This window comes from Winogradskyella ursingii (assembly GCF_013403975.1).
Lineage (GTDB): Bacteria > Bacteroidota > Bacteroidia > Flavobacteriales > Flavobacteriaceae > Winogradskyella > Winogradskyella ursingii.
Map to the genome: position 1 here is coordinate 1 of NZ_JABFDH010000011.1, position 4,212 is coordinate 4,212.

A 4,212-nucleotide genomic window follows, 5' to 3' on the forward strand; every position below is an offset into this window, starting at 1 on the left:
GCACTTTTGCTATCTTTCGGTTTACGTCGGAATAACACTGCGTGTCATTCCGTAACGAAACCATACACAAACACGTTAGCAACAAGCTGAAAGAAAATTATGTGCCAATTCAACTTTTTAGTTACAAAAGAGAAATCTAGTATTTCAGAAATCAAGGAAATTGCGTCTGAGTTTGGATTGAATTACGCAGAATACAAATTGAATACACCAAATTCTAATGAAATTCAAACTTTCTTAACAACGACTAAAAATTGTGATTGTGGCTCTGTTTTAGGGAAAATATATTCGGACGACTATTCTGAACCTGACTGGAAAAAAGAACAGAAAAAACTCGAAAGAAAAAGATTCTCAAAACGCCGAATTGAATTGCTTCTTGAACAGAAACGAAAAGAATTTACCGAGAAAAACTCAAGCGAATTAATTGCCGAAAACAAAGAAACTGAAAAATGGATTGAATTTTTGACTGACAAACGACTGAAAAACAAACTAAATGAAATCGGAATTTTATATCACCAATTTTCTGGCGAATTACAAAACGAGCGAATAAAAATAGAAAAGGGAAAAACAAATTCGGTGGAGAATATTAATATTGACTTTTTAAAGAACATTAAGGATAACGAGTTAAATTGGATTAAACTTTGATAAAAGCCAGTTGCTAACAACGTGTATAATTAATTACTACTGAATTTCCTCATCGGAAATTCCTCGGAATTAATTAACTTGTGTCTTTATCGGAAAATCATAGCTGATTTCCCGTAACAAATCATACACGAACACGTTGTGTTTCATACTGACCAGCCGCATATTTTAGCACTTTCGGTTTTTGCCAAAGCTCAATTCCAACGCTCGAAAAACCAAAAGAGCTAAAATTTTTCCAACGCTTGAATAAAAACTTCAAAAAACATTTTGTACATTTGACCAAATTAAGTCAAGTCAAATAAAGGAAAATGACAATTGGTCAGAAAATTAGAGAATTACGAGAAAAAACAGGAATGTTACAAAGAGAACTTGCTTATGAATTAAAAGTTGGAGATGCCTATTTGAGTAAAATTGAGAGTAATCAAAAAAATCTTAAAAAAGAGCATCTGACAACTATTAGTAAGTTATTCAAATACTCATATTCTGAATTAGAAACTTTGTGGCTTGCAAATAAAGTTTATGACTTAATTAAAGATGAAAAAAAGGCAATTGAAGTTTTAAAAGTTGCTGAACAAGAAATAAAATACAGAAAAACACTATGACCTACTTTGAAGAATTAAGGGAAGTTACAAAAACTATACCTACATCAATAGTTGATTTCTCTATACCAAGAGACAGAACGTCACCACCAACGCAAGCAAATTCTAATTTTATAACTAACAAAGAACAAGGAGATTGGGCTGAAGATTTAATTTTTAGAGCAATCAACGAAACATCAAAAAATTATGTTGCAGTTAGATACGGAAAATCAGATGATACAATTGCTGGAGAAGAAGGATTCGACCAATTTTATAGAGAGTTTCAAGATGAATTAGATGTTATTGGAAAACGTCCAGATTTACTTGTATTTAAAAAAACTGATTTTGATACAAAACTTGGATTTGATATTAGCAAAATTGAACATTCATTAATTACAGACTATGTAAAAAAATCAATTGCAGGTCTAGAAATACGTTCTAGTGCATTTCTCATAGATAAGTATGAAAAAGAAATGCAAGACAGGACAGCACATCATCTTAAAGAAGCACTAAAAGTAAAAGACAAAATACTTGCTGAATATATAGATATACTCGAAGATGACAAAAAGAAACATTTTATAGATATTCTAAATAGTATTAATGAAGAAACTATCAGTTCAATAAGTTTTAGAAGACCAAGTTGGAAAGCAACCGATAGGCTTCAACAATTGACATTACTTTTCAAGGAATTAAAAGATAATATTGTAGTTGTTCAGAAAAGAGACTATTTAAGCATTACACCCAAAATAGAAGATGTCAAAGTAGTTTACAGATGGGCTGAAACATTCAACGTTCCACATTATTACTTTCAAGTTTTCTTTGACAAATCTTATGGTATTTCTTTTAAAAATATATTGACTTTACTTACTGAACCTGAAAAAGAAGGAACGCACTATGAAATTAGTCAAGACGTTAAGAACCAAAATAAAACGACTGTAAAAATTAATACGCGTAACACTAATCAAGTTGCTTATAAAGTACTAGAACCTGAACACAAAAGTGTAAGAAGAGAAATGGGTCGAGGAAGATTGTTGTTTTACGTTAGCTTTGAAAAAGGAACTGCTTATTTAGATATTGACAGCCTGAAAAAATTATTAAACATAACAGATTTTTAGGATGGAGTTAGAAAAAAAATATACAAATAAGACTAGTTTAACTCATCGCAAAGAATTTGCTCAATTTTTCACACCACAACCAATTGCAAATCTTATGTCTGATTGGTTGCTTGGCAATAAATCATTAAAAACAGTTTTAGAACCAGCTTTTGGTTTAGGAATTTTTTCAAGGACTTTATTATCTAAAAAAGATAAATTAAAAATTAAAGGTTTCGATATTGATGAAACCATTCTTAATGAAGCAAGAACATATTTTGAATCTAACAAAAATGTTTCATTAAACCTTGAAGATTATATGTACAATGATTGGAAAAACAAATATGATGGAATTATTTGCAATCCACCATATTTAAAATTTCACGATTATGATAACAAACAAATATTACTAGAAGTTGAAAATAATTTAAAATTTAAATTTAACGGTTTTACTAATCTTTATACGCTGTTTCTTTTAAAATCTATATTCCAATTAAAAAAAGATGGTAGAGCTGCTTATATAATTCCATCTGAATTTCTAAATTCAGACTATGGGAAATTAGTAAAAGAATACCTTCTAAAAACTAAAACTTTAAGACACTTATTTGTTATCGATTTTAAAGAAAATGTTTTTGATGATGCTATGACTACTGCATCAATACTTCTTTTAGCCAATGACAAAAACAATTCGGAAATTAATATATCGACAATAGAATCTAAATCTGATTTACAACTTATTGATAATTACATAAAGTCATATCCAAAAGAAAAAGGCGAATATAATTTTAAATTAAACGATTTAGACCCAAATATCAAATGGCGTAAATATTATCAATTACAAAATTCAATTAAATATAAAAACCTTGTTCCATTTTCATCTTATGCCAAAGTTGTGAGAGGTATTGCAACTGGTGCAAATGATTATTTCACATTCAAAGAATCAAAAGCTAAAGAGTTTTCTATTCCAAAAGAAAGCTTGTTGCCTTGCATTTGCAAAGCAAAAGATGTGAAAAGTAATTTCTTTACAGAATCTGATTATAAAAATTTAGTGGACAATAATGAATTGGCATATTTATTTAATGGCAAAAACTCTAATAAAAAAAGTGTTTTAGATTACATAGAAAAAGGAGTTAAGGAAGAAGTAAATGAGAAATATTTAACTAAAAGTAGAAAACCTTGGTATTCTTTAGAAAATCGACCACCTGCACCAATTTGGGTTTCTGTATTCAATAGAAATGGAGTTAAATTTATACGAAATGAAGCAAAAATTTCTAATCTGACTTCTTTTCATTGTGTTTATCCTACAAATTCAAATTTATTTTCAAAGGTTACGAATGATTTACTATTTGCTTATTTACTAACTGATGTTGCAAAAGAAATCTTTAGCGATAATAGACGTGAATATGGAAATGGTTTGAAGAAATTTGAACCAAACGATTTGAACAAATCAAAAATGCTTGATTTATCTACTTTGACAGAATCACAAGTTGACCGAATTTTAGACTTATATTCTAAATACAAAAAGAGTAAAAATGAGAAATTCATAAGTGGAATAGATGAAATTTTACGACTTGAATTTGCCAACGCTAAAAGCCATACACATTTGCAATTCGCTTCAGCCAACGCTACACCAAAAATTACAAAAGAGTATGCCTTTGCCAACGCTAGCAAGTTTGCGGAAAAAAGTACGAAAACACAACACCGTGTATAATTAATTGCTGTTAAGTGCTTAATTCATTGGTTTTTTCTTATTTTTAAAGTCAGTATTAAATCGAAAGGTTCGTGCTTATTTACACACAACTAATCATACACAATCACGTTGTGCATAATTTTGACCCGTCCTGAATAAAGGCTACATAATCTTAAACAATTATGTACAAAAATGACAAAGTAATTAGAAGGTA

At 29.3% G+C, this 4,212-nt stretch carries 4 protein-coding genes; all 4 read left to right on the plus strand.

The window, feature by feature from the left end; translation table 11 throughout:
- Window positions 1-99: 99 nt before the first annotated feature.
- The 4 genes from HM983_RS15685 to HM983_RS15700 all read left to right on the plus strand — a co-directional run bounded on the left by HM983_RS15685 (window position 100) and on the right by HM983_RS15700 (window position 4,019).
- Complete coding sequence (locus tag HM983_RS15685; RefSeq protein ID WP_179346692.1) at window positions 100-642, plus strand: hypothetical protein; 543 nt, start codon at window positions 100-102, stop codon at window positions 640-642.
- A 305-nt stretch (window positions 643-947) separates the two neighbouring features.
- Window positions 948-1,241 (plus strand): helix-turn-helix domain-containing protein, encoded by a 294-nt coding sequence (locus tag HM983_RS15690; protein ID WP_179346693.1) that lies wholly within the window; start codon window positions 948-950, stop codon window positions 1,239-1,241.
- The gene (locus tag HM983_RS15695; protein ID WP_179346694.1) at window positions 1,238-2,332 is read left to right on the plus strand and encodes an AccI family restriction endonuclease; all 1,095 of its coding nucleotides are present in this window, start codon (window positions 1,238-1,240) and stop codon (window positions 2,330-2,332) included. Before HM983_RS15690 ends, HM983_RS15695 begins: the two co-directional genes overlap by 4 nt.
- Before the next feature lies 1 nt (window position 2,333).
- The gene (locus tag HM983_RS15700) at window positions 2,334-4,019 is read left to right on the plus strand and encodes an HsdM family class I SAM-dependent methyltransferase (RefSeq protein ID WP_179346695.1); all 1,686 of its coding nucleotides are present in this window, start codon (window positions 2,334-2,336) and stop codon (window positions 4,017-4,019) included.
- Window positions 4,020-4,212: the final 193 nt, after the last annotated feature.

Coding starts and splice junctions, on each gene's coding strand:
- HM983_RS15685 (WP_179346692.1), top strand. CDS start 100: ATGTGCCAATTCAACTTTTTAGTTACAAAAGAGAAATCTAGTATTTCA.
- HM983_RS15690 (WP_179346693.1), top strand. CDS start 948: ATGACAATTGGTCAGAAAATTAGAGAATTACGAGAAAAAACAGGAATG.
- HM983_RS15695 (WP_179346694.1), top strand. CDS start 1,238: ATGACCTACTTTGAAGAATTAAGGGAAGTTACAAAAACTATACCTACA.
- HM983_RS15700 (WP_179346695.1), top strand. CDS start 2,334: ATGGAGTTAGAAAAAAAATATACAAATAAGACTAGTTTAACTCATCGC.